Origin of the sequence: Palleronia pontilimi (assembly GCF_016412875.1) — a bacterium.
GTDB lineage: Bacteria > Pseudomonadota > Alphaproteobacteria > Rhodobacterales > Rhodobacteraceae > Palleronia > Palleronia pontilimi.
This window is the reverse complement of record NZ_JAEKPD010000024.1, coordinates 13512-38354: the sequence shown is the minus strand read 5'-3', so window position 1 is coordinate 38354 and position 24843 is coordinate 13512. Positions and strand designations below refer to the sequence as shown.

At 62.4% G+C, this 24843-nt stretch carries 27 protein-coding genes; 4 read left to right on the top strand and 23 right to left on the bottom strand.

What is annotated here, in order from left to right:
- Position 1: 1 nt before the first annotated feature.
- From ILP92_RS18765 to ILP92_RS16835, 10 genes are all read right to left on the bottom strand, one after another.
- A complete protein-coding gene (locus tag ILP92_RS18765; RefSeq protein WP_268968567.1) occupies positions 2-133 on the bottom strand; it encodes a hypothetical protein in 132 nt (43 codons plus the stop codon).
- Positions 126-476, bottom strand: a complete 351-nt coding sequence (locus tag ILP92_RS16870; RefSeq protein WP_198917586.1) for a Clp protease/crotonase-like domain-containing protein — start codon at positions 474-476, stop codon at positions 126-128. Before ILP92_RS16870 ends, ILP92_RS18765 begins: the two co-directional genes overlap by 8 nt.
- Positions 473-1099 carry a DUF2460 domain-containing protein gene (locus ILP92_RS16865; RefSeq protein ID WP_198917585.1) on the bottom strand — a complete coding sequence of 209 codons (627 nt, stop codon included), beginning with the start codon at positions 1097-1099 and terminating at the stop codon, positions 473-475. The genes ILP92_RS16870 and ILP92_RS16865 overlap by 4 nt, the downstream gene beginning before the upstream one ends.
- The gene (locus ILP92_RS16860; protein WP_198917584.1) at positions 1099-3546 is read right to left on the bottom strand and encodes a phage tail tape measure C-terminal domain-containing protein; all 2448 of its coding nucleotides are present in this window, start codon (positions 3544-3546) and stop codon (positions 1099-1101) included. Before ILP92_RS16860 ends, ILP92_RS16865 begins: the two co-directional genes overlap by 1 nt.
- The gene (locus ILP92_RS18760; protein ID WP_438361563.1) at positions 3539-3685 is read right to left on the bottom strand and encodes a DUF7697 family protein; all 147 of its coding nucleotides are present in this window, start codon (positions 3683-3685) and stop codon (positions 3539-3541) included. Before ILP92_RS18760 ends, ILP92_RS16860 begins: the two co-directional genes overlap by 8 nt.
- An 83-nt stretch (positions 3686-3768) precedes the next feature.
- Positions 3769-4206: a hypothetical protein gene (locus ILP92_RS16855; RefSeq protein WP_198917583.1), complete on the bottom strand. Its 438-nt coding sequence runs from the start codon at positions 4204-4206 to the stop codon at positions 3769-3771.
- Entirely contained in the window at positions 4206-5147 is a 942-nt protein-coding gene (locus tag ILP92_RS16850; protein WP_198917582.1) for a phage tail tube protein, read from the bottom strand. The genes ILP92_RS16855 and ILP92_RS16850 overlap by 1 nt, the downstream gene beginning before the upstream one ends.
- Before the next feature lie 24 nt (positions 5148-5171).
- The gene (locus ILP92_RS16845) at positions 5172-5594 is read right to left on the bottom strand and encodes an acyl-CoA transferase (RefSeq protein ID WP_198917581.1); all 423 of its coding nucleotides are present in this window, start codon (positions 5592-5594) and stop codon (positions 5172-5174) included.
- A gap of 88 nt (positions 5595-5682) precedes the next feature.
- Positions 5683-6801 (bottom strand): hypothetical protein, encoded by a 1119-nt coding sequence (locus ILP92_RS16840; RefSeq protein ID WP_198917580.1) that lies wholly within the window; start codon positions 6799-6801, stop codon positions 5683-5685.
- A 221-nt stretch (positions 6802-7022) separates the two neighbouring features.
- On the bottom strand, positions 7023-7658 hold the full coding sequence (locus tag ILP92_RS16835; protein ID WP_198917579.1) for a DUF6441 family protein: 636 nt from the start codon (positions 7656-7658) through the stop codon (positions 7023-7025).
- 69 nt (positions 7659-7727) lie between these two features.
- Here ILP92_RS16835 and ILP92_RS16830 point away from each other — a divergent pair, with 69 nt between their 5' ends.
- A complete protein-coding gene (locus ILP92_RS16830) occupies positions 7728-8015 on the top strand; it encodes a sll1863 family stress response protein (protein WP_198917578.1) in 288 nt (95 codons plus the stop codon).
- Between the two features lie 66 nt (positions 8016-8081).
- On the opposite strand, the gene ILP92_RS16825 is transcribed toward ILP92_RS16830, so the two are convergent.
- The 8 genes from ILP92_RS16825 to ILP92_RS16790 are packed head-to-tail and all read right to left on the bottom strand — an operon-like array spanning position 8082 to position 15497.
- Positions 8082-8396, bottom strand: a complete 315-nt coding sequence (locus ILP92_RS16825; RefSeq protein WP_198917577.1) for a head-tail joining protein — start codon at positions 8394-8396, stop codon at positions 8082-8084.
- A gap of 12 nt (positions 8397-8408) precedes the next feature.
- The gene (locus ILP92_RS16820; protein ID WP_198917576.1) at positions 8409-9431 is read right to left on the bottom strand and encodes a major capsid protein; all 1023 of its coding nucleotides are present in this window, start codon (positions 9429-9431) and stop codon (positions 8409-8411) included.
- Between the two features lie 33 nt (positions 9432-9464).
- A complete protein-coding gene (locus tag ILP92_RS16815) occupies positions 9465-9845 on the bottom strand; it encodes a head decoration protein (protein ID WP_198917575.1) in 381 nt (126 codons plus the stop codon).
- Positions 9846-9883: 38 nt separating this feature from the next.
- Positions 9884-11242 (bottom strand): S49 family peptidase, encoded by a 1359-nt coding sequence (locus ILP92_RS16810; protein ID WP_198917598.1) that lies wholly within the window; start codon positions 11240-11242, stop codon positions 9884-9886.
- Positions 11242-12738 carry a phage portal protein gene (locus tag ILP92_RS16805; RefSeq protein ID WP_198917574.1) on the bottom strand — a complete coding sequence of 499 codons (1497 nt, stop codon included), beginning with the start codon at positions 12736-12738 and terminating at the stop codon, positions 11242-11244. The genes ILP92_RS16810 and ILP92_RS16805 overlap by 1 nt, the downstream gene beginning before the upstream one ends.
- Before the next feature lie 3 nt (positions 12739-12741).
- Complete coding sequence (locus tag ILP92_RS16800; RefSeq protein ID WP_198917573.1) at positions 12742-12957, bottom strand: phage head-tail joining protein; 216 nt, start codon at positions 12955-12957, stop codon at positions 12742-12744.
- Between the two features lies 1 nt (position 12958).
- Positions 12959-15013: a phage terminase large subunit family protein gene (locus tag ILP92_RS16795; RefSeq protein ID WP_198917572.1), complete on the bottom strand. Its 2055-nt coding sequence runs from the start codon at positions 15011-15013 to the stop codon at positions 12959-12961.
- On the bottom strand, positions 14958-15497 hold the full coding sequence (locus ILP92_RS16790; protein WP_198917571.1) for a hypothetical protein: 540 nt from the start codon (positions 15495-15497) through the stop codon (positions 14958-14960). Before ILP92_RS16790 ends, ILP92_RS16795 begins: the two co-directional genes overlap by 56 nt.
- Before the next feature lie 122 nt (positions 15498-15619).
- On the opposite strand from ILP92_RS16790, the gene ILP92_RS16785 reads away from it, so the two are divergent.
- The 3 genes from ILP92_RS16785 to ILP92_RS16775 all read left to right on the top strand — a co-directional run bounded on the left by ILP92_RS16785 (position 15620) and on the right by ILP92_RS16775 (position 16861).
- Positions 15620-15838: a hypothetical protein gene (locus tag ILP92_RS16785; protein WP_198917570.1), complete on the top strand. Its 219-nt coding sequence runs from the start codon at positions 15620-15622 to the stop codon at positions 15836-15838.
- A gap of 116 nt (positions 15839-15954) precedes the next feature.
- Complete coding sequence (locus ILP92_RS16780) at positions 15955-16224, top strand: hypothetical protein (RefSeq protein WP_198917569.1); 270 nt, start codon at positions 15955-15957, stop codon at positions 16222-16224.
- Between the two features lie 97 nt (positions 16225-16321).
- Entirely contained in the window at positions 16322-16861 is a 540-nt protein-coding gene (locus tag ILP92_RS16775) for a DUF3489 domain-containing protein (protein ID WP_198917568.1), read from the top strand.
- 53 nt (positions 16862-16914) lie between these two features.
- Here ILP92_RS16775 and ILP92_RS16770 read toward each other — a convergent pair whose 3' ends face one another.
- The 5 genes from ILP92_RS16770 to ILP92_RS16750 form a co-directional block, all read right to left on the bottom strand.
- Positions 16915-18174, bottom strand: a complete 1260-nt coding sequence (locus ILP92_RS16770; protein ID WP_198917567.1) for a site-specific DNA-methyltransferase — start codon at positions 18172-18174, stop codon at positions 16915-16917.
- 534 nt (positions 18175-18708) lie between these two features.
- A complete protein-coding gene (locus ILP92_RS16765; RefSeq protein ID WP_198917566.1) occupies positions 18709-20799 on the bottom strand; it encodes a 3'-5' exonuclease in 2091 nt (696 codons plus the stop codon).
- Positions 20799-21023 (bottom strand): HTH-like domain-containing protein, encoded by a 225-nt coding sequence (locus tag ILP92_RS16760; protein ID WP_198917565.1) that lies wholly within the window; start codon positions 21021-21023, stop codon positions 20799-20801. The genes ILP92_RS16765 and ILP92_RS16760 overlap by 1 nt, the downstream gene beginning before the upstream one ends.
- 4 nt (positions 21024-21027) lie before the next feature.
- Positions 21028-23931: a site-specific DNA-methyltransferase gene (locus ILP92_RS16755; protein WP_198917564.1), complete on the bottom strand. Its 2904-nt coding sequence runs from the start codon at positions 23929-23931 to the stop codon at positions 21028-21030.
- Positions 23932-23934: 3 nt separating this feature from the next.
- The gene (locus ILP92_RS16750; protein WP_198917563.1) at positions 23935-24843 is read right to left on the bottom strand and encodes a hypothetical protein; all 909 of its coding nucleotides are present in this window, start codon (positions 24841-24843) and stop codon (positions 23935-23937) included.

Genomic DNA, 24843 nt, shown 5'->3' with positions numbered 1-24843 from the left:
TTTACCCGAGAAGTGAGAGAAGCAAGATCAGGGCCGCAACAATAATGCCGATGCGGATGCGGTGGTTGAAGGTCTGGCCCGGATCGGCAGCGTCGCTGCGCAGGATGCGCGCAAGGCGGATGAGGTCATGCATCGTCGTCGCCGCCTTTCGTGTGGCGCATCCGGACGAGGACGATTTCGATAAAGGCCGGGCCGAAGACGCCTACAAGATAGGCCGCCGATCCAGCGGCCCCGCCTGCCGGGATCGCCTCGGGCGGCAGGCCGAGCCAGGCGGTGATGACCGCCATCGACAGGCTGCCCATTCCGGCTGCAATCAACCCGCCGAGCAGGATGTGGCGCAGCGCGTCGCGCAGGCGCATCCTTGTTGTCAGCGCGTTTGTTGCGCCGCCCAGCGCGCCCCAGGCGGCGAGAATGACGGCCGTGGACGCCGCCAGATCGCGCAACACCGCAGCCAGAAAGCGGGTCTCTTCGTTCATCTGCGGATCTCCAGCAGCGGGATGGATGTGATGGATCCAAGCCGTTCGATATCGAGGGTGACGTCGAGCGTGTCGGTGTCGAAGCGGACGGGTACGTCGAATTCGAAGCCAGCGGTGATCACCATTCCTGCGCCGGGGGCGGTGTCGAAACTAACGACGCCGGTGGTGGTGTCGACGCCCCAGCCCGACATCTGTTCGACCCCGCCCAGCGCGACTCGCACGCTGCCCGCAACGGGCTTTGCGATCGTGCGGGTCCAGCTTTGGGCACCGGAGCTGTACTGCTTCAGCAATGCAAAACTGGTGACAGCACCGTCGCCGGTGCCGATGAGTTGATCGGTCGGGGTCGCGGGTTGCGATGGCAGGCTGGATTTGTAATCGGCCCAGTCCTTGTAGCGAAATCCGTGGAGCCGCCCTTTGCGCGCCTCGAAGAAGGCCACGACTTCCGCCAGATCGTCCGCACGGCGGATGCCGTAGGCGACATCATAACGGCGGCGACTGTTTGCCCAGCTGGCATTGCGTTCCTCGTCGCCGCTCGCCAGCTCGACGATCTGGGTGCGCCGTTCAGGCCCTCCGCGTGCGCCGCGACTGATGTTGTCGGGAAATCGCACCTCGTGAAACGCCATCACATGCCCCTCCGCCCGAGGGATACCGCCCGGGCGATATCGGCCGCGACTTGTGTACGGGATTGGCGGAAACTATCGGCGTCACGGGCCAGGATGGTCACGTTGACGGCGGGCGTGGAGGACTGTCCCTGGCCATAACCAGCGGCCTCGCGACGGGAAAGGACGCGCTCACCTCGTTGCAGGATCGCCGGAACCTCGTCTGGCCGGAGACCCGCCCAGCCACCGGAATGCATACGTGGTGCGTCTGCGAAGGCCATCGATGGCACCATGCGGCCCGGGCCCGCCGATCCGACAACGCCGCCTGTGTGCAGGATATCCGCGAACAACCCGCCCGCACCGCCCAGCGCGCCCGAGAGGGCATTGGCGATGGGACCAAGGATGAACCGCCGCGCGGCCAGTTTGGCCAGATCGGCAATCATGGAGGTGACGAGGTCGCGAAAATCCAGCTTGCCGGATTTGACGAAGGTGGCCACCGCGTTCTCGGCGCTTTGGAAGGCCCCGACCAATGTCTGGCCGATATCGCCACCAATATCGCGGGCCCTGGCGGCATAGTCGGCGAGCGACGCGGTTACCGCAGCCCATCCGGTTGCTGCTGTTTCGGCACTGGCAGCCGCTGCCGCACCGGCATTGCGTGCGGCACCGCCCGCGCCATCGGCAGCGATGCTCGTGTCGTTCAGCCCCGCTGCCAGCGCATCGGCAGAACTGGCAGCATCGGCCAGTGCGGTATCTGCTTCAGTCCCCGCGCCGGTCACCGCATCACGTAGCGCCTGCCAACTGGCGAGCGGCCGACCTGCGGCATCTGCCAGCATGCCCGCCGCTTGCGCGTAGCCGTCGGCCCGGCCGAGCGCATCCTCGGCCATCGTGCCAAGGCCAAGGTCTGGCGGTTCAAGATAGCTGCGTGACAGGGCGGCAGAGAAAGCATCGGCTGCGGCGGCACCCGCTGCGGTTGCTGCACCTTCGAAGGGGTTGCCGATCCGCGCCAGGTCTACCGGGTCCAGCGCGCCGATCCGCACGCCGCCCTCACCCGTTGCCCATTCCGGCAGCAGCGCCAGCGCCGCATTCAACCCGTAGATGAAAGTGTTGATGCGGGTGACGACGCCGTTCAGCATCGCCTCGACGCCCGAGATCAGCCCGTTCGCCGCCTGGAATGCGAAGTCACCGATGGCACCGGGCAGACTGCGCCAGATCGCCAGGGAGGCATCATAGGCCCCCTGGAAAATCGCCGCTGTCCGGTTGCCGAAACTGACCACGCCCGCGATGGTGCCTTCCAGCGCCGAAAGTCCGGACGCCTTCAGGTTCTCCCAACCGGCCGACATGTTGGCAAAGGCGGCATCCAGCCCCAGCTCCATTCGGGACCACACCTCCTTTGCCAGATCGCCCAGCAGCTGGAACGCCTCACCGACGCCGCCAACCCGGGAAACCAGCTGCGAGAACTGATAGACCAGCTCGCCAGCGCCAACGATCAGCGCCCCGATACCGGTTCGTATTAGCGCCCCGCGCAGAACAACCAGTGCCGTGGCGACCCCGCGTACCGACAGGGCGGCTGCTGCCATGCCCGCCACCCAGCGCCCGGCCATGATGCCTGCGAACGTCGCGGCATAAGTGGTCAGCCGCCCGATGTTGTCAAAGAGTGCCTTGATCGCGATGCCCACCGGCCCGGTGGTGCGCGCGACGCTGGCCAGCGCATTGGCCACGGCCTCCAGTGCCGGAGCGGCCGCGACTGCGAGCTGGTTCGAGACGCCGCGCCAGATCAGCCCCAGCCGCGAAATCGCATCATTGGTGCGTTCGATCTGGTCAGCGTCCTGCTCGGAGACCACCACCCCGAAGGCAAGCACGTCCTCTGTCGCTTGGCGCAGGGTCGCTGTATCAATCCGGGACATGGCGATGGAGCCTTCCTCGCCGAAGAGCTGCCCCGCGACGGCAGCGCGTTCGGCGACAGGCACGAAATCCGCGATGGCGGCGTTGATCGCCCCGACACGCTGGTCCAGCGGCAGGGTGGTCAGCTCCTTGGCCGACAACCCGAGCCGGTTCAACGCGTCTGCCGCAGGGCCAGTCCCGTCGGCCGCCTGGCTCAGCCGCCGCGTCAGATCCTTGGTCGCCTGTTCGATGCCGGACATCGATACGCCCGCCAACTCGCCCGCACGCTCCAGCGTCTGGATCGAGGCGACGGTCGTCCCGAGCGATTGCGCCAGCTTGGCCTGCGCATCGACGGTCTGGAGCCCGGACCTGATCATAGCGGCCCCGGCTGCGGCCAGTGCAGCCGTGGCGGCAGCGGCTGCCAGCGTGGCGCGGCGGGCAAATGCGGCAACGCGTGTATTGGCCAGGTCCATCTCGCGCGACAGACGTCCGAACCCGCGCGCCCCGGCCTCACCGACGCCTTCCAGCTCGGCGCGCACCTGGCGGCCGCCGGTCGCCACAAGGCGGACAGAGACCCTTTTCTCAGCCATCGCGGCTTCCTTCCATCTGTTCGTTGAGTTTGCGTACCATCACCGCCTCGATCCCGGGCAGAAGTTCAGCGGCGATCAGGGTGTCGATGCCCAGCGCTTGGGCCAAAGCGATGGCAGCACCCATATCCCAGCCCAGCACTGCACCGTGGGTAACCCGCAGCTGACCGCCAAGACGGCCGACGAGGTCCCAGACCTGCCAGCCGTCTTGCGTTTGGGGCTGGTTCAGTCTGGCCGGGCAGTCGGCGCAGCGCCCTTCGCAGGCCGTGCAATAGCTGTCGCCCCCGCCGAAGGACCACTCGGCGAGGGCGCGGAGGCGTTTTTTTCCTGATCCAGCAGCAGGCCGCGCGCGACATATTGAGTCTGGAACGCCTCAAAGATCGGCCAGATTTCCAGAAGGGCGTCGATGCCGTCCGGTGACACGTGCACAATTGTGCCCATGGCATCCCCCACGCCGTCCCAATCCAGAATAGCGCGGCGGGCGACGGACTTGGCCATGACGAGCGCCAGCTCTTCCTGGCTGGCATCTTCGGGCAAGGCCTCGAGGGTGGCATCGGCGCGGGCAGACACCATCAACGCGGTGGTCAGCGGGGCGACCTGCAGGCGCAGGCCGGGGGCAAGCTCCAGCCATTCAGGGGCGGCGGTCAGGTTCAGTCGGATCATCAGTAGCCCTCGATATCGTTGATCAGGGTTGCGGTGCACATGCGGGCGGGGCTGGCGGCTTTCGCGGCCTGCCAGTCGAATGTCGCCTGCACGCCCTGCGGCCCGGAAATCTCGATCCGGGGGCGTGGCAGGTAGACGGCGTGCACGGTGAAGGTGAAGCTCTCGCCCGATGGCAGGACATAGGCGAAGCTGATCTCGCAGGGATCGCCGTTGATCGCCTGGGTCACAAGCGTGCTGTCGGCGAAGCGGACCTCGATCCGCCCTGTGAGGGCTGCGATGGACGGGTCTGCCCCGTCGATCTTGCCGTCGCTGCGAATGGTTTCGATCCGGTCAAGATTGTTGGCATAGGTGATTTCCGCTGACACCACATTGCCCAGCGCAGAGCCATTCCGGCTGATAGCGCCGTTGAAATGGCCGAAGCGCTGCAGGGCCAGATCAGCAGGCGTGCCCGCGCCGCTCAATGTGGCAATGGTCTCGCCCTGCGCCACCAGCCGGGCGGTGGCGGTAAGCAGGCCTGAGCGTTGCACCTGCCAGGACAGCTGATCCAGCACGCAGCCGGAATACATCGCAAAGCGCGGCACCTCGGGCATGCCGGTTTCGATCGACATTGATGGCAGCGTCCAGGATCCGGACTGGAACTTATGGGAATAGGGTGCCGCAGCACCCGTGGTCGAGGGATCGCCGAAGGCCGCCTTCAGCCAGAACCCGAAGGCCTTGGCATCGATCGGCACGACGACATCGCCGTCCGCCGTCACCGAGTCCTTGATCGGGGCCAAAGGATCGCGGCCATAGCCCAAGAGTTCGCTGTTCAGCAGCGGCTGTTCCGATCCCAGCGACGTGCTGGCGAAGGGCATTTTGGTGAACCCACTGACTGGCGGGGTGCCGTAAACTGTCTCGAATCCGAGCGCCATCTGCGCCCGCGCGCCTTGCGCACGTGCCATGTCTTTCTCCTGGTTGTCGGGGTTTCAGGCCAGAGGGCCGGTTGTGGTGTAGTGCAGCGCAACGGTGATCACCGCGGCCTTCAGCGCCGCCGCGCCCTCGATGGGCAGATCAACCGAAGCCGGGGCTTCGGGTTCAATCCAGTCGCAGTTCCCGTCCAGTGTGCGGTCTGTCTCCAGCGCTGTGCCAACGGCGGCGATCAGGTCATCGAAGGCGCTGGCCCGGCCGGTCCCGGCCTGGACGACAACCTCCAGCTCCGCCCTATGCTGGTAGTGATAGCGCAAGGGCGACAGCGTGACTTCAGGCTCGCCCGGCTGGCCGTCGCGCAGGATGATCAGCCCCGCCGCCGGGATACGCTCGGGTAGAACTTCATCGCGCAGAACAAGGGCGGCAAGCGGCTGCAGCCGCCCATGCAGCGCGGCGAGGATGGTTTCGTGAAGGGTGGGCATCTCGATTGTCAGTTCTGGTCAAAGCTTCATGTAAGCAGACGCAAGTTGGCCTCGTTTCGAGGTCAAATGTTACTTGTGGTAACTGCTTCTAGCTGGCTTGCCGCAGCAAGCCGCGCAGTCGAATTGCGCAGAGAACAGTGCCAAAGGTGAGCGCAATTCCAACGACGGTTCCCGACCAGCTCGCCCCCGCCACCGTTAGGTGCATTGCGCCGGCAAGAAGAACCGAAGCGGGGAACCCGACCGAAAACCAATCGCGAACCTCACCTCGATCGAAGTTTGAGAGGAAAGTCAGCGGAAATACAGCAAGAAGTAAGATCGCGGCCAGTGCATATGACGCCCGTAGCGTAGCGCCAATGATCGGTACATCATACTGGCGTTCCGGAGTTGCCTGAAGTTGCGCAAGCAATTCCCGCGGAGACAAGCCTTGAAGTTCGAAAGGCCGGGCCATACGCCACAGCTTCGCTGCAATCTCACTAGAATTACCTAGTCGAACAAGCGATCCATCCGAACTCTCAGAGAATGCTTCCCAGCGCTCGTGATCCGACCCGGGATATCGAGACATTCCAGCTTGATCGTATAGTGAGGCTACTCCGGTTGCAAAAACCAAGGACTGATCGAGCGGTAGCGGATCGCCTTGGTCTTGAAGTCCAAATATGTCTTGGCCAACAAAGTTAATCAGCGACGTGACTTGGTCTTCTGAGGCTTCAAAGTATAGGTCCGCTCTCATTGCAAGCCAGCAATACTCGTGCTCTCCCCAAGTTTCCGATTGGGTCGAATTAGCAAAATCAAACTCACCACTTTCGGAGTGATTGTGACCACGAAAAGAGTTTCCGGCGAAACATTGATGCCCAACAGGTATGGTAGAAGCCCATGGTGGCGAGCTTCCTCTGATCCAATCGCGGCAGGATTCGCCGCTCGAGCCGTCGTCATGTCCAGAGGGATGTTCAGCTGCCTGGGCGAGAATATCCACAGATGATCCCGGACCAGTTGCAATCTCGACGAGCATTTCATTGCTGCTGCCTATGAGCGACGCGGCAAGAGCCCCAACTTCGCGGTCGAACGGATAAGCGCAGTAGCTCGTTGCCATTCTCGCGTCCGCTAGTCGAAACGTGTTTTCGCTCGATCCGTCCCAAAAGTTATCTATGAGAAGTTTAGCGTCTGATCGTTGAGCGTCGAGCAACACGCCCGCGGTAGCAAGTTCGATCATCTCCGCACGACCTGAACTGTAAAAGAACTCTCCAAGGGCTGCGGTCCATGCGGCGACTGCCAGAACGGCGCCCGAAACTAGTGCGTCCCGGCGGCTCATGTGCGCGCGCCCCAAGCGATCGAGAACAGTTCGTTAGCCATACTCCGCCATCCAAGTTCCAGTACTAATTCAACTGAAAGATTAGCAGATTGATGATCGATGGGTAATGCTGCTTTGGACCTCTATAAAAATCGTCTTTGCTCCAGCCAGTTCGCAACGATCAGCCCCGGGACGCTGCCCAACGCCCGGTCTGCATCCCGCGCCAGGTCCAGCCGCTTTGGCAACTTCACCTGCCGGACCAACAGGAAGATCGGCGCGGTGACCTTGCCGCGCCCGGTCTTCGAGCGCGACACTACTGCCTGACCATTGGTATTCAGCCGTCCCTCCGCCACCAGCAGGCTCGGGCCCGTCCGGCGATAGACAAACCGCAGACGCAAACCGCGCCGCCGTTCCCATTCACCGGGGGTGATCCGGCCACCGCGGGTAGACTTACCTGCGGCGGGCAGCGGAATTGCAAGCCAGAATCCATCCTTTGAGCGGATCAGTGGGCCTGTGTCGTGCGAGCCAATGATCTCCGGTGCCTTCGACCAGACCAGAGCCGCGGCGTTCAGGCTGTCCCCGGCCTTAGGGTAGGTGGCGAGCCGGATCGAATTCGCCAGCCGCCGCCCGAGTCCTGCGCCAGTGATCTGTGCCCGCCAGTCGGATTTCAGCCCGGTTCCGGCCTCGCAAATTGCAGCACTGACAGCCTTTTCCCCTGCACTGATCTCGGCAGCCATCATGGCAACGAGGTCGGGATCAATGTCGAGTTTCAGCTTCAAATTTCCACAGACCTCATTTTCCGGCTATGATGCGGGTTCATTTCAACTTCAGTACCGGGGAGGAAGACGATGATTGATCGTGACGCGTATGTGGAGAAGGCCAAGGCGAATATCGACAAGTGGAACGCAGAGATCGACAAGATGCAGGCAAACGCCAGGGAAGCGGAGGCCGATGCGAAGATCAAATACGAGAAGCAGCTTGCGGAAATGCGCAAGCAGCGCGACGAGGCCGAGGCGAAGATGAAGGAGGCGCAGCAGGCGTCCGACGCCGCCTGGGGCGATATGCGCAAAGGCTTCGAGCAGGCATGGGACAGCCTCTCGGAGTCATTCCAAAGTGCGATGAAGCGGTTCAAATAGCTGATCACGCTGGCACCTTGGCGGCCATCGACGTGACGAGATCAGGATCTATATCGGGCCTCAATTTCATGATGGCCGCAGGTCCAGCGACCAGATCAGGCGTTCGCGGTCACGGATCGGTTCCCCCTGAACGGTGAAGCTGTCCGCGCCGATCACGATCAGATCGCCGGGGCGAGGGTCTGGCAGATCGTACACGCGCACGTCCACCATCATGGTGTCGCTGACCAAGCGCCCAGCGCCGAATTCGGTGATGCGATCCGGGGCGCGGCGGATCACCCGGATCGGGCGTTCCTCCGAGGTGGTGGCGGAAATCCAGAGCGCGGCCACCGCCATAGACGAGTTGGCATAGATGCGATCCATGGCAGCGGCGAAGACGGTCATGGGGAGTGCCCGTCAGTTCGACGTGTGCAGGCGGATCGCGATGCGGGGCCGCTTGTTGACCGGCAAGATCGAAGCCTCGGTCATCAGGTCGATCCAGCGGCCTTTCTCGTCGAGATGCTGGCGGGCGTAGAGCGGCAGGCCGAGGGTGTTCGCCGCCTCCAAGAGGTTCGCTGGGCCGCCATAGGTGGTGAACGTGTCCATGGTGCCCATCGGGAAGGCGATGCCTTCGCTGGCGGGGACCAGCCGTTCGGTCGCCTTGGTGGAAAGCGTGACTGTGCCAGAATATTCCTCAAACACGACGCCCGCGAAGGGGAAGTTGCGGCGGACATCCTGGCGCGAGGGCTGCGCGCCGGTTGCGGCGTAGAACTTGTAGGCTTCCTCGGTTTTGGGATGTGCGATCAGCTTGTCGAAGAATTCCCGGCTTACGAGGGCATGCACGTCCGACATGCTTTCGCCCAGCAGATTGTCCTCAATGGCGCGCAAGACCTCGCGCACCTTGCCCTGCACGTTGGTGCCAGCGGTGCCGAGGACGAAGTCGACCGAGATTTGCGCGAGGCCAAACTCGGTGAAGTAGTTGTAAAGGGTGGTCCCCGCGCCGTCCTTCACGATACCGCGGAGCGCGTTCATCTCCATGTATTCGCGGGTCTGGGCGTGCTTGCGGCGCATCAGCTGCAGCTTGCGGTTCATCACCTCGACCAGCGGGTCGGCCCCATCGAAGACGCCCAGCGCGGGCTGGCCCTGAATGTCGCCCGGCAAGATGACGTCATCATGCGGGATCCATGGCAGGGCGAAGGACCGCATCGACCGCCCCTCACGGGTGCCGACGGTGGCGGGGCCGCCCAGTGGCACGGAGGGCAGCAGGTTCAGCACGCCCTCGTATTGCTCGATGATCACCGACCGCTGGCTGACGCCCTCGAAGCGGAAGAGGCCGATCTGGCCGAGGCGGGTGTAGAGGTTGGGCAGGATGTTGATGGCCTGCGTCATCTCGGCCAGCGAATAGCCGCCAGCGTCAAAGGGATTGCGGACAAGGGTCATAGGGTGCTCCGGGGGATGAAGGGGGAAAGGGCGTCAGACGCCGTCGCGGGCGATGATCCCGACGGCAGCAAGTTGGGCGATCTTGGCGGTGATCTTGGTGCCGTCATCGACGGTGGCGTCATAGGCGAGGCCTGCGCGCGAGACGATCGAGGGGCCACGGACCACGACAATGCCAGTAGCGTCCGCCAGCGTGGCATCAACTGCGTAGAGCAGAACGGCGCTGGCGGTCTGCGCACCATCCGAGCCAGTAGCGGTCGCCAGCTTGTACTTGCCGCTGGCGGTGATTTGGCCGAGCACCGAGCCGACCGGATAAGGCATGCCTTGCAGCAGCGTGATCACTTCACGGGTGTAGTTCGGGTTGACCTCATATTTGAGGACATCGCCCATGATGGGCTGTTCCGTCAGGACGGGCATTGGTCAGTCTCCATGATGTTGGGGATTGGGGCGCTGGTTCAGCGCTTGAGGTCAGTCGCGGTTTTCTTCGCCGCCGCGATGATCGGGCTGTCTTTTGCGGCCGCCGCCGCTGGAGCGGTGGCGACGATGGCAGCAGCATCGCCGCGGGCAGCAAGGTCGGCCAGTACGCGGGCGCGCAGAGCCTCGGGTTTAATGCCACGCGTGACTGCGTCGGCGGCATCGATGGTCACACCGAGCCGGGCAGCTTGCGCACAGACCTGCGCCACCTCGGCGGCCTCAGCACGAATGGCCTCGGCGGTCATGGCTGCTGCTTCTGGTGTCGGCGCGGCAGGTGCCGGAGCGTCCGTTGCAGGCGTGGCGGCAGCGACCTGCGGTTCGGTAGTGGTCGGGGCGGCGGCTTCATCGGGGGGAATGGCAGTTGCGGCCGGGTTGGGAGTGTCGGTGGGCGTGGTCGTCATCTGTGGACCCTTTCTACTGGTGGGATTGGAGCCACGTGGCGTGGCGGCGAAGGCGTGGAAGGCGGTGACGGGATCGGCGATTTCGTCAGCCAGACCTGCCGCGATGGCATCGGCACCGCGGAAGACGGCTGCCTCCGTGGCCAGCGCCGCCGCCTGTGTTAGCCGATCCCCGCGACCGGCCGCGACGGTTTCGGCGAAGAGGAAACGGACCACCTCCAGCTCACGCTGCATCTGATTGTGTATGGCCTCGGGCAAAGGCTGATACGGGTTCGCGTCGATCTTGTGCGATCCGACATGGACCAGCGTGACGGCGATGCCTTTCTGATCCAGCGCCCCACTCATGTCGGTGTGCAGCGCCACGACCCCGATGCTGCCAACGCCCCCGGTGCGCGGCAGGACGATCCAGTCCGCCTGGCTGGCCAGAACGTAGCCAGCGGACAGCGCATGTTCGGCGACGAAGGCATGGACAGGCTTTTGCGCGCGTGCGGCCCGGATGCGGTCGGCCAGATCAAAGGCCCCGGCGACCTCGCCACCGAAGCTGTCGATATCGAGGGCAATACCGCTCACGGCAGGGTCGGCCGATGCCGCCTGCAATTGCGCGGCGATCCCCTCGTAAGACGTCAGCCCCGAGGATTGCCCGATCCACGCCCCGCGATGCACCAGCGTTCCGGCGATTTCGATCACGGCAATGCCGTCGATGATGGCAAAGGGTTGGTTGCCGTTGCGCCGATGGCGCTGGGCGAGGTCATCACCGAACAGTGAGGGCCGGGCAGTGACGGCAGCGTGTTCGACATCCCCAGAGGGCAGATCGACACCTTGAAAGGTGATTTCCTGCCCGGTGATCCGCGGTCCCAGCCCGGACAGGAACGCCAGCGCCTTGGCGGGATCAACCATCAGTGGCGTGTTGAAGGCGCGCTGGGCGATCTGGGCGTGGTGCATCATGTCCCCTCCTTGGGGTCGGGTTTCTCGTCGCCGCTATCGTCGGCCGCGTCGTTCTTCGCGCTGTCTTGATCCGTGTCTTTCACCCCACCTTCGCCCGGCCCCTGCGCAGGCGATCCCGGACGCCGGAAGTCGAGGCCCAGCGCCAGCTCACGTTTGCGCTCAGCGGCGATCTCGCGATCAACCTGTTCGGCGTCATAGCCACGCTCTGAGAGGGCTTGGGTGCGGGATTTCAGACCCGCTTCGATCTGCAGGATCTCGGCCGAGGCGTCCTTCATCGGATCGATCCAGTCCCATTTGGTCGGCAACCATGCGCAGGCCTGACACTGCCGCCGCTGGCTGTCATAGCCGGGCAGATCCAGCGCGCCTGACAGCACAGCGGTGTCCATCCAGCGCACCCAGACCGCGCGGCACAGCTGGAACACCAGCACGCCATGCTGCCAAGCCGAGATGCGACGGCGGAATTCAATCAGCGAGATGCGGGTGTTGGAGAAGTTGCCCTTGGCGGTATCGCCGGTCAGATAACCATATGGGATGCCCAAGGCCGCAGCGATCTGCAGCAGGGTGCGGTACTGGAACGGCTCGTAGGTGCCGCCAGAGTCCGGGGTGGCAGGCGTCGAGACATCTTCACCCGGGTCCAGCCTCACCACCTGGCCGGGCTCAACCTCCAGATCCTCTTCGGTCGGTTCCAGCGGGGTTTCGGGCGCGGGCGAGGTGATGAACATCGCGAACATCGCCGCGATTTTCTTCCGCTCCAGTTCCGCATCGTCATAGAGGTCCAGCGTGAACAGCTTCACGATGGCAGCGGCAAACCGGGACACGCCGCGCAACTGCCCAGCCTCGACCGGGTCGAGGACGTGGATCACGTCCCCCGCGGGCACGCGTACCGTCTCGCCTGCCAGCCCCGGATCGGTCAGATCGCCGGGATGGCGACGTAGGAAGTGATAGGCAACGCGGCGGCCAATGCCGTCAAACTCGATCCCCTGCCGGATCAGCCCGGCACCGGGCAGGGTGCGGTTCATGTCGAGGGGCAGCATTTCCGCAGGCAGCATCTGCAATTGCAGCGGCACGGTCAGGCCGTCTTCCGCCCGGCGCGGCCGGATGCGGATGAAGACCTCGCCCGACAGATACACTTCGCGCGCTGCCCGGCGTTGGAGACCATAGAAATCGGTCAGGCCTTCCGCGTCGGCATCGTCGGTCCAGGCAAGCCACAGCGCCTGGAGTTTTTCCTTCTTGGCCGCATCCGCGATGGTCGACGAGGGTTTGATGCCATCGCCAACGACATTACTGGCGAAGCTTTCCACCGCGTTCGCCGCATAACCGTTGTTACGGACCAGCCAGCGGGCCCGGGCAGTGATGGTGTCGCCCGAGGCCGCGATCAGCGTGTTCACATGGGCGCGGCTGGCCCGGAAACCACGCAGGCGTCGATGTGCCTGCGCGGCATCGAAGCCTCCGATGATCGACCCGATGCGCTGGCGGAAGGCCTCAAACGCCATGGCTCACAAACCTTTTGAGGCGACGGTACCCCAGTGCCTGCGACGCGGTGCACCTGTGGTGGCGGTGGCGATCCGGGTTTCCAGATCGGCAATGGCATTCGCAAGTTCGGCATCCGAGCCATAGGTGATGCTCTTGCCGTCATAGCTCACCGAGCGGACGCCCGCGTAGCGGGCCTCTTGCAGTGCGGCCAGCAGCGCGCGCATCCGTTCCAGATCCATCTCAATCCCTCATGAAGTTCGGTGTGTAAGCCCGGCGTTTCCGCCGCGGCGTGGTCAATGTTCCGGCCTTGGGCGGGGTCAGAGATTCTGGTGCCGCAGGATTTGTTACCGGCATTGGGGGCTTGGTCTCGACCCCGGCCTGTTCTTCAAGCCGCCGCCATGTCGCCTCGTCCCAGCGATCCGCGCCCATGATCCATGCGGCAGCGCGGGCATAGACCCGACAGTCCAGCGCCTCGTTCCTCTCCCGCATCTTTTGCCATTCGGGATGGGCATAGCCGCGCTTGTTGCGCACCGTGACCAGCTGTTCCGCCACCAGCTGCTTCAGCCATTCGGTGTCGATCCAGGAGGGCAGGTGCACCGTGCCGGGCGCATCACAAACGCCCAGCGAACGGTCTTCATCCGAGGGCCGCTCCAGCCGCAGGTAGCGATAAGTCTCGGTCTTGAACGTCGCTGTGGCCACCGACCATAGCCGCGCGCCCCGGCGCAGACGTTTGCCGCCGATGGTGGCGTCGACGAAGGTCGGGCCCGACACCGGCGTCGCCCGGTTGAAGCCTTCCAGACCTTTGACGGGAGCGACCTGATCGAACCCCTGCGCCCGCGCCCAGGCATAAACGGCGGCGGCCTCATATCCGGTGTCGATGGCCAGCTTTCCGATCACCATCACCGCCCCGTTGGCGCAGACCCACGTCCGACCGAGTAGGGCCGTAAGCTTGTCCCAGCAGGCGGGATCATCCGGACCACCGGCAATGACGATGTGATCGACTAGCCAACTTTCCAAGCCACGCCCCCAGGCCCAGACGTCAACCTCGATCCGGTCTTTCTGCACATCAACGCCAGCCGTCAGGAACAGCCCGCCCATGGGGATCTGCACGGCACCATACGCCTCGCGTCGTTCGGCCAGCCGCTGCCATTCCGGCGCATCGCCAGACTCGACCCATGTCTCGCCCAGCAGGGTGTTGCGGGCCGCGCGCAGCATCTCCTCCGAGCCTTGCGCCGCCAGCCAGTCCCGCGCGATCTGCTGCCAGCTTTTCCAGCCCAGCGGCGAATAGAGTGCTGAGAGGTGGAAGCCGATGGAGTGCGGATCGGCGGACACCGCAGTTGACCTCCATTCGCCTTTTTCCAGCATCTGCGTCTTGTGATGTTCTGCGATCGGCTGCTCGCAGCTCTCGCAATGATAGGCTGCGGTATCGGGCCGACCTTTATCCCAGCGCAGGCGTTCAAACTGCAGCCACTGCATCGCCCCGCAATGCGGACAGGGCACGAAATAGCGGCGCTGGTCCGATGCATCGAACTCGCGCTCGATGCGGCTGATGCCCCGGATGGTCGGGGTCGAGACCATGAACACCTTGCGCCGGTGCGAGAAGGTGGTGGTCCGCGCTTCGGCCAAGGTGACCGGATCGCCTTCCTCGTCGGCGGAGGCCGGATAGGCGTCGACCTCGTCCAGAAAGATGTAGCGGGCAGGCATGGACCGCAGGCCGGTGGCGGAGTTTGCACCAGTCAGTACTAGGATGCCGCCCGGAAACTCCTTGGACAGCATCGAGTTGCCCGCGTCGCGCGACCGGGCCGGGTTTACCCGTTCCCGCAGCGCCGGGCTTTCCGCGATCAAGGGGTCGATCCGCCCGCGCGAGGTCCGTTTCGCCATTTCCACCGTCGGCAGTACCGCCAGCATCGGTCCCGGCGCATGGTGGATCACAAAGCCGACCCAGTTGTTGCCCGCCTCCGTCGCCCCAACCTGCGCGGCCTTCATGAAGCTGATCCGTTGTGCCGGGTGCCGCGGCGACAGCGCATCCATGATCTCGCGCAAGTAAGGCGTCCGCGTGGTGCGGTATTGCCCCGGTTCGGCCGAAGCCCGAGAAGACAGTTTGCGGTGCTGATCCGCCCATTCCGACACCGTCAGGTCCGGATCGGGCCGCATGCCGCGACGCCAGGCCCGCAGCATATCCTCGGCCCCGTCAAAGGCGAGATCGAGGTCTGCCGTCAGGTCGTCGCTTGCCGTGTTGTCACTGTCCGAGGCTGACCCGGAGATCGGCGAGGGCGTCGAGTTGCGCTCTGACATGGGTTTCCAGCACCCTCTGCAGGATCGCGGCCTCGATCATCACCGGTCCACCGGATTGCCTTTCCACCTCGGCGGCAACTTCGGCCGCCATCAGTGCCGCCACCCGGCTGGGCCATGTGACCCAGACGTCCCGTTCCTGCCGGGCAAGGCGAAACACCAGCGTCTCGGCGCGCGCCCGATCAACCAGAACGCCCTTCTTCTTCTGGATTGCCAGCTGGCGCTCCTGTGCCTGATAGACGGTCAGCGCGGTGCGGGCTTTCAGGTAGGACGAGCTGTCCGCGGGGCCCGAGAAGCTGGCATCGCCGCCGGTGCTGCGCCGCTGCTGGTCAGGGTCAGTCATGTCGGCCCAGCGCACGTCTGACGCGGCGGCGTTGATCGAGCCATCGCTATAAACCACCAGCCGACCGGCCTTGCGCGCCTTCTGGATTGCCCCGCGCGACAGGCCGGAATGGGCGGAATACTCGCGTTCGGACATACCTTCCATGGCGATTGGATTGCCCTCAAGATATTGGATTTAAACGAAAATAGTGATCTTATTCAGTTGATTACACTCGCCCGTCGAGCGATTCTCGGATCAAGAAATCACCTCGGACCGGAGACACGCCCATGACCGCCATCACCACAATCCGCATCGATCATGACGCGCTGCCCCACCAGTTCGACCGCTTGCGCCCCGACGCCGTCGCCGAGGCCATCGAGGTCGCGCTGCGCGATGACGGGATCACCGCCGAAGCCTCGGACGTGATCTCGCACATCAAGATCGAATTGCCGACCACGCAGCTGGCCGCTGCCAGCGCCGTGCTGGCCGATCTGCAGCTGATTTGAAGCCCCCAGTGTAATCAGAAAGCACTGATATTGCTTGGAATTGTCTACGATGATCGGCGCAACAGAGCGATTGTGATGACATGAAAACGATGCAACTCACCCAACGGAGCCACGCCATGACACGCCTCAACCCGATCACCACACCCCGCCACCAGCTGCGCGCCGAGAAGGCCCGGCGCAACCGCGAAGCCGCCCTGAACGCTTTTACGGCCAAGAAGGCCGAGATCGATGAGATGCTCACTCGCCTGCAGACGCTCAGCGACGATCATTTCAACTGCCATCCTGACGAGGTTGGCTGGGCGATGGTCGGCACCCTTGAGCACTACGCCGGGCTGCTCAAGCGCCTCACCGACAGCGCCTTTGGCGAGGGCGAGCACGCCGAATAAACCGACTACGCGCTATAACGCGGCCCGCCAATGCGGCGGGCTTGCCCCGGTAGAAGGTTGCGCAATCTCGCGCTACCCGATCAGGCCGGAGGCTCAGATGCCCAAACTCACCGACACGCAAACCATCATCCTCAGCGCGGCCGCCCAGCGCGCTGATAATCTCGCAATGCCACTGCCCAAGGGGCTGCATGGTGCCGCCGCGAAAAAGGTCATCACCATGATGATCGGACGCGGCTGGCTCGAGGAGGTCGACGCCGACCTGCGCAAGGGCGAGCCGCTCTGGCGCGAGACCGGCGATGGTCATGGCACCACGCTGGTCGCCACCGACGCTGGGTTGCTCGCCACCGGGCTGGAGCCTGTCGTGGTCAAGACCATGGCTGCGATCCGCACACACGCCGCCCAACCACCAGCGCCCAAACGGCCGACACCGCGCGCCGGGACCAAACAGGCGCAGATCATCACCCTTCTGCAGCGTCCCGAAGGCGCTACTATCGCCGAGATTGTCGCTGCAACCGGTTGGCAAGCTCATAGCGCGAGGGGCATGATCGCGGGGGCGCTGAAGAAGAAGCTGGGCCTGCCGATCACCTCCGAAAAGGTCGACGGACGCGGCACTGTACATCGTTTGAACGCCTCCTGACCGTCTGAACTTCAGCGGCCAATACTCGATCCGTTGCGGCACGGTTGGCATATTCATGCCGCCAGCCTCTTTGCCTTCAAGTCGGCGAAGGTCTCACCCGTGTCGGCCAGCACGGCATTGGCACCGGTGAATTGCTGCCAGCGCTCGATGGCTACATCGGCATAGGCCGGGTTCAACTCGATCCCGAAGCACACCCGCCCGGTCGTTTCGGCCGCGATCAGCGTGGTGCCGGATCCCATGAACGGTTCAAAGACGGCCTGACCCGGGCTCGAATTGTTCAGGATCGGGCGGCGCATGCACTCGACCGGCTTCTGGGTGCCGTGGACGGTGGCCGCATCCTGATCCTTGCCGGATATGTGCCAGAGGGTGGTCTGTTTGCGGTCGCCCGCCCAGTGGCCCTTGCCGGTCTTCTTGACCGCATACCAGCAGGGTTCATGTTGCCAGTGATAGTCGCCTCGGCTGAGAACGAGGCGGTCCTTGGCCCAGATGATCTGCGAGCGGACTGCGAAGCCCGCCGCTACCAGGCTCTCGGCCACGGTCGTGGCATGCAGCGCACCATGCCAGACATAGACGACGTCGCCGGGGAACAGCGCCCAAGCCTCGCGCCAGTCGGCACGGTCATCATTCAGGACCTTTCCGGTGCGTTTGGTCTTGGCCGCCCCCGCCTGGTTGCGCCAGCTTGGGTCATATTCCACGCCGTAGGGTGGATCAGTCACCATCAGCAGCGGACGAACATCGCCCAGAAGCCGATCAACCACATCGGCAGACGTGCTGTCGCCGCAAATCAGCCGGTGCGATCCCAACTGCCAGAGGTCGCCCGCCACCGACACCGGCGTGACCGGCGGTTCGGGAATATCATCTTCGCCCTCGACCGCCTCGCCTTCGACCTGATCCGGATCGCGCAGCAGGGCGTCCAGATCCTCATCGGTGATCCCGAGGAGCGACAGGTCGAAATCCTCAGCCAGTAACCCGGCGATTTCATCGCGTAGCACGGCTTCGTCCCAGTCGCCCAACTCAGTTAGTTTGTTGTCGGCGATGCGGTAGGCCCGTCGCTCGGCCTCATCGAGATGGCCGAGGCGGATGACAGGTACATCCGTCAGCCCCAACATGGTCGCCGCCAGCACCCGCCCATGCCCCGCGATCAGCTCGCCATCGTCGGCCACCATGCAGGGCACGGTCCAGCCGAATTTCGCCATGCTCGCCGCGATCTTGGCCACCTGATCGGTGCCGTGAATTTTGGCATTGCGGGCATAGGGGCGCAGGCGGTCAAGCGGCCAGGTTTCGATCTGGCTTGGCGCAAAAGCGAGGTCCATGGGGGCTCTCTGACAGGCGGACACGCCGATGCGCGCGGGCGAATGGCCAGCGATCAGATCGGGGTCGGCGATGTTGGGGAAATCAAAATCGCCCGCGAGGGTTTCTCCGGGCGAACTGCTTCGATGATCAAGGTATGAGTCAAGGGGGGCAGGTCTGTCAACAGAAAATCTTGCGTCGATTCAAGGTCTTCCCAGCGGGTGGCTTCCGGTGGCTGGCTTCTGGTCAGGGTGGCTTCCCTGGCTTCCGTCGGGTGGATTTTACTGTTTTTGTCAAGAATCCACCCGGAGAGCGAATGATCCAGCGTAAGTCTCTGTAATCGCGTGACTTAATTTTTGGCAATCACCGAGGTGGATTCCAAGTGGATTCCCCGGTGAAAGTGCCAGTCGCTAGCAAAATGCCGCGCTGCGCCCCCCCGTATACGTCCAGGGCCGCGGAGGAACCATGCCAAGGGGGAGGCCGCTGTGAAACCGCCGAAGATGATCGTTGCTTGTGCGCCAGTCGGTGCGTTGCGACCAGCCATCCAAAAGGTCTAATCAAGTTCCTTTCAGAAAGTCATCGACAAACTCGGACACCGGCGCGATGCCCGTTACCAGAAGATGATCGCGGGCGCGGGTGCACGCGACATAGAGCAAATGCCGTTCCGTATTGTAGACCTCCTCGAGGTCAGCATCGTCGGCCACCGATTCAATGCGATTCGATTGTGGTATGACGTCATCGTCGCAGGCCATTACCACGACCGAGCGGAACTCCAGCCCCTTGGCGAAGTGCATCGTGCTGATGGCGACAGCACCATCCTCGACCTCAACCTTGTCGTTCAACTCAACTGCGCGCGCCCCTGCAGCCTTGACTGCAGTCCGTGCGCGTTTCAGTTCAGCTTCGGAACGTACGAAAACGCCCACCTCACTTGGTGCGCACCCCTCCTGCAGCCGGTCCATGATCCATTTGCTCACGATGTGGCATTCATGTTCGGGATCTTTGCAAGCTTCAACCATTGGCGGCGGTCCGTCGAACATCGATACCGTGCCACGCCGTCCCTCTGTGTTTCCATCGACGTCAGAGACTGTCGCCGGAAGCAGTCTGTCGGCATGAAGTCGGATCTGATGTGACGTGCGGTAATTGATGCGCAGCGTATGGGAACGGCCGCGGACATCGAGGCCCAGCGCTTTCCAGGAAAATGGCTGCTGGAAAATTCTCTGGCCGAGATCGCCCGCGAAGAAAAGCCCGTCACTTCGGCCTGCAGCCATCGCGGCGAAAAACCGCGCCTCTGCGACGCCCAGATCCTGAGCCTCGTCGATGACTGCGAAATCATAAGGTCGGTCAATCTTTCCCGATAGGCTTTCTGTCAGTTTTTCGAATACGTCAGACCAAGTGACAATGCGCCGTTCCACGAGCTCGGCCCTCACGCGTTCAAAGATTGCCCACAGGGTTTCGCGCTGTTTGCCGCCGATCCTGGTCTTGCGACCCAGGCGGGACACGTCCCGATATTCGTCCCATGATCGCAGTTGCCAAGCGTCAACAACGTCCTCCCACTCACCAACAAGGAAATGGGCGGAAAAGCGGTGTCCTTCGACCTCTGATGCCGCCTTGGTGATCAGCGTACGGATCAACGCGGGTGCGGCAATCTGGGGTTGGCCGAACAGTTGGGAATAGAGATCATATCCTACTGCGGAGATCGCTTTGACGATGATCCGGTCTGCTATCGATGGCTCGCCCCCCACCAGACTGGCTAGCTTGACTCGCAGGGAATTTGCCAGAGCTTTGGAGAAAGTGGTTAGCAGAACGGTCGAGCCTGGGTTGACACGTGCCAGATGAACAGCGCGATGTAGCGCTACGATGGTTTTGCCGGTTCCTGCCGATCCTGACACTCGGGTTGGGCCAGAAAAGGAGCGTTCGACCAGTTCCGCTTGGGCCGGATGCAGAAATACGGCCCATTTGTCCCAGGGGTAGTCGAGTGCCTGTTTCAGTTCTTCGGCGTTTGTGAGAATGCGGAAACGGCGCTGGGCATCAGGATGGGCGAAGGGATCAGCCTCTACGGGAGCAGGTTCGGCCGGTTGCGGCTTCTCGCCCACGGCCAGTTTGAGCAGTGCTTCCTGCGCTTCTTGCGGCAAGTGTTCGATAATATCGAATAGGGTGTCCTCGTCGGCCGCACGGACATCGTTCACCCATTCCTCGGGCACGCCAAAAGCCATCAGTTCGAACTTGCGCAGGTTGTCGAACAGCCGGGCTGCCGGTTTGGCAGCGGGTGCAGGCGCAACAGGCACTTCCTTGGGTTTGAAGATTTCAATCTCTTCAACCCGCTCGCGCACCTCGACCAATTGCATCGCGCCGGTCGTCGGGTGACGTTCGATCTTGCGTCGCTCGGCCCATTTGTAAGCGTCGTCGTGATGGTCGACATAGACCAGCAGGATACTGGCTGCGGTGCGATGTACGATCAGACGGATATCGGAATTCACCCGCACCGACCAGAAGTTTGTATCCTTCGCACGGTCGAGTTTGTGGAATGACAGGCCGTTCGAGGTCGGGTCCAGTTGCAGATCGAAAGCCGTCATTTTGGCCGCCTTCTGCTCCTGTGTAGTTAGTCGGGCGAGGCTATCAGTGAAAGTGTCGGCGATCCGGAATTCCATCAGTCTTTCGGCCGAACATACTTGGCAAGATTGATGCCCTTGCGAAGTTCCGTCTTGTAGGAGTCAGGCAATCCGGCCCGCGCGAGGATTTCTGGCAAAGACATACCGGTGATCTCGTCCGCATAGGTGATCGCGAACAGATGAATATGGGTCACCTGTTCTTTCTGGGCGGCACCCTTTTGATACATATCTGCAAGTTTACGTGCTGCTTCGTCTATCGTCATGTTTCTACTCCACCGCGAACACTTTCATCACCTCGTCGCCGAGGTGGTTGATGACCTTCACCGCGATCCGGCCTGACTTTGGCTTGGCAAACGGCCGCGACGTGTCGGAATACAGGCTATCCCAGGCTTCCTCATCGATCTCGGCCTTTAACGTGGTTTTCAGCGCCTTGTAGGGGTCGTTCGCGCCAAGGAAATAGGCGTGGCGGACAAAGAACGACTCCTCGTTATAATCGGTGTCCAGCATCCACAGGGCGATGCCGTCGGTGCCTTCGGATTGGACCTCGCCGGTTTGCGGCTTGAACACGTCGACGCCGTAGACCTGCACCGTCACCATGCCGTCGCCCACATCGGTGATGCGAATATCCGGCTCGCCGAAGATCACGAACAGGTTGCCAGCGCCGGTCGTCTTTAGATCCTTGGCCATGTGCATGTCGGGGTTCATTCGGGCCTTCAGCACCTTGATGCGGCCCAGCTTGTCGAACTCCGACGAATGGGCGTCGTAGTTGAAGGCACAGGCGATCAGCACGTCGAAACCGGCGTCGCCAGCCTCGCGCGCGGCGGCCACCAGATCGGGGCGCGACACCGTGCCGAATTCAGGGCCGATGAACACCCCCGCGCGGCGTTGTACGTCGCCTTCCATGAAGGTGCCTTCGGCGCTGATGTGGTCGCCGGGCCAGCCTTTGAGGGCGGTAAAGGTGATCCGGTCTTCCTTGTGGGCCTGCTGCACGCCTGCAGCTTTCAGGTTTTCCAGGATCATATGGGCGAAGTCGGTAAAGCCGTCGTCGCGTTCGGCGGCGCGGCGTTTGCCTTCGGCGGCCTCGTGCAGGTCGATCAGCTCGTCATTCCAATCGACGGCCAACGTGCGGTGGGGCGACAGGCTTTCCACGGTGAAGGGGCCCGCGACGCGGGTTTTTGAGGTGTCGGGAAAGGGTTTGTCATAGAGGTATTCGAAATCGGCCTTGGCGGCGATGCTGGCGTCAATTTCATGCTGCCGGGCGATGCGGGCCTCCCAGAACGCGGCCAGCGCCTTTTGCGCGAGGGCGGGCCAGCCGGATGGCGCCTCGCGCGGGACTTCCCATTCCATCAAGCCGTTTGCCGGGGCCATTTCGCCCGAGGGGAGTTTGGCCTCTCCGCTGGCGGTGAAGCTGACTTTCTCGCCTTTGCGGCCGCCGGTTTCCACTTTGAACGGGGTGGCGTGGCCTGCAAGGGCGGTGTTGAGGGCGGCGAGCGCATCCTCGACCGCCGGTTGCAGCTTCTCCCAGATCACGTTGATCTCAGCGTTGTTAGCGATGCTCCTCAGTGTGATGTGCGGCGCGCGGTCATAGACGAAACCCTGCCGGATACTGCCATTGGTTGAAGAGGTTTTCGGCGGGGTGCGGGTGATTTCGCCTTCCTTCGCCTGTCCTTCAGGACTGTCGGCCAGCAGGTAATAGGGATAGCGCGCGCCCATCATGCGGGACCGGGCAAGAGCCACGGCGACGCGTGAGGTGTCGATAGTGATCCAGCGGCGGCCCCATTGCTCGGCCACATAAGCCGAGGTGCCCGATCCGCAGGTGGGATCGAGAACCAGATCGCCAGGGTCGGTGGCCATCAGGATGCAGCGTTCGATGACCTTGGAACTAGTCTGAACAACATAAACTCTGGGATCAGCAAAACCTGATACCCCCGTATCGGACCACACGTCGGTAATGGGAAAAACCGGAAAGTCGTCGAGCTTTCGGACGTAGCGCGGAGTGCTTCCCATGAGCATCACCCGGTCTGCCGCTTTGACCCGGAACATGCCGTCCGTTGTCGTTTTCCAGCGTTGATTAGCCTGCTTCAGAGAGATTTTCCGCCCGAATATATCAAGCGGATAGGCTGTGGTGGTGGCAAATCCGGTAGAGGTCAAATTATCATGCGATATCATCTTCCAGCCTTTTGGGGCTTCGTCTGAAGCACGCAAAGAATTTCGAGTTGTTCCATCCTCACTTTCGACCCAATTAAACTGTGTGGCTCCCTCGGAGCCAGCCTGCTTTACGTTAAACACGCGCCTAAACTTCGTGGATTTTCGATTTCGCGCATAGTAGAGGATGTGATCTTTTGAGGTCGCAAGAAAGTCAGATGCAAGCCCTGCCGTTTTCTTAAAATCAATCTGACTAATGTAGTTATCCTCTCCAAATACCTCATCCATCAGTGCCCGCACCCGATGGACGTTCTCATCACCGATCTGCACGAAGATGCTGCCGCTGTCGTGCAGCAAATCCCGCGCCACGGTCAGCCGGTCGCGCAGGTAGGTCAGGTAGGAATGGATGCCGTCGCGCCAGGTGTCGCGAAAAGCCCGAACCTGTTCAGGCTCGCGGGTCACATGGTCCTTTGACCCGTCCTTGACATCGCGCGAGGTGGTGGACCACTGGAAGTTGGAGTTGAACTTGATGCCATAGGGCGGGTCGAAATAGATGCACTGCACCTGACCGCGCAGTCCCTCACGCTCGGCCAGTGACGCCATCACCGACAGGCTGTCGCCGGAAATCATCCGGTTCGACCAGTGCTGATCGTGCTGGTAGAACTCGGTCGCCGCCTCGGCATCGGGCAACCCGTTGAAATCGGAGAACATGTCGAATTGCGGCGCATCATCGGCTGCTGTCGCCCGTGTGCTGCTTTCGCGTTTCAGATCGTCGATGATCGCCTTGGGATGCACCTTTTCCTGAATATAAAGCGGCGGCGCCTGCACGATCAGATCGGACCAATCCGCCATATCCTTGCCGCGCCAGACCAACTGCGGATCGAGATCCTTATTGCGCCGCTCATACGCCAACTGGATCGGCGTCTTATCCTGCTCGCGCATGATGCTCTCGAACTCCGCCGTCGGGATGTTACGGCGGGTGGCGTCATGGGTGAGGGTTTCGACCTCGATGGGTTTCTTGGCCATGGGTCAGGTATCCTTCTTCGGCGAGACCAGCTTGTGCGGGACATTCAACCGTTTTGCCAATTCTTTCAGGTAACCAGGCAGCTTCTGCTCGGTTACCAAAATCGCTGTGATTTCAGCATCGTCGCGCGGGTCCATCGCGTGCATCACTGCGCGATACTTTACGCATTGGTAGATGCCGCGTGTCAGGTCGGCCTCGTTCGAGTCTTTCGATTTCACTTCCAAAGCGATGGTGCTTTCCGACGCGTAGTAGACGACGTCGACGCGGTCACCAGACAGAAGATCCACCTCGGTTTCAGAACGTGAGATCGTCAGTTTAGGAAAGAGTGCCTGCGGGTTGGCCTGGACCCATAAACGCAGAGCTTTATGATTGGGGCCTTCGCCGCCGCGCCCTCTGGGCAGGCCATCCTTTTCTGTTCCGCCCTCAGGGTTGGAAACAGACATGGTGCTTTCATCGGCTTTGTAGGGTATTCCATAGACCTTTTGGTAGACATCAGGCCAACCCGCGAAGTCGTAAACTTCCTCGGCAGCGGCTTCGAAATACTTTCGCCAAAGGTCTGGTTTATCATCCCGAATACCTTCTCGGGCAAGTTTTGGTTTTCCAAAATGGGATGCCATGAAGCCACCTGCGCCAGTGCTTGGCATGTGGTCATCCTGCAGAACGAGGAGCGTGTTCAAGAGTGGAGCGTCGGGAAATTCAGAGTGGATGTTGTACATGATCTGACCGGCACAATATCCAAGTCGTGTCGCGCGACCGATGCTTGAAAAACCAACTTGTTTTTCAAGTCGCAACATCGCCTCTCCATAGGTTAGATCACCTCTGTTCAGTGCAGATTCTATTAACCACTTTGCCAAGACTGGCTCTGCATGTTTGTCCAGATTGGCATTCGTCGGCTTGATCAATTCGTTCGGCAT